Source organism: Acidovorax sp. SRB_24 (assembly GCF_012931925.1).
In genome coordinates this window covers 1-426 of the sequence record NZ_MWOM01000257.1, presented here as the reverse complement: position 1 = coordinate 426, position 426 = coordinate 1, and the positions used below count along the sequence as shown (strand labels likewise).

Genomic DNA, 426 nt, shown 5'->3' with positions numbered 1-426 from the left:
CTGGCGCCGCATCACGCAGCAGGGCACGGCGTGGCGCTTCACGCGCTATGCCGAGCGCGCCGCCGAGGGGGCCCCGGCATAAGGGAGCGCAGGCCCGGTGCCGGCGCGGGCCGGTGCATCGCAAACCATGGCGCAAGCGCTTGCCTGGCAGGCGCCGGACGCTGTTCACAAAGGAGCCCGTCTGTGCAGCGCTTGACCCAGGCCCCCAATGCCGCCCTGGCCACCCTGTGGGCCGACCTGCTGTGCGAGGCCGGCATGCCGGCCACCGTGCAGCGCCAGTACCTGGGCGCGGCCGCCGGCCACCTGCCGCCGCACGAATGCCTGCCCGAGATCTGGCTGGAGCACGGCGAGCACCTGGAGCGGGCGCGCACGCTGCTCGACGACCTGCACCACCTGCCCCAGCGCCTGTGGCACTGCCGCTGCGGC

General features: G+C 74.6%; 1 protein-coding gene. It reads left to right on the top strand.

Annotated features, from left to right (window positions below; translation table 11 throughout):
* Positions 1–183: 183 nt before the first annotated feature.
* The coding region (locus tag B2J89_RS21840) for a putative signal transducing protein (protein WP_169170872.1) at positions 184–426 on the top strand (243 nt) is incomplete at its 3' end.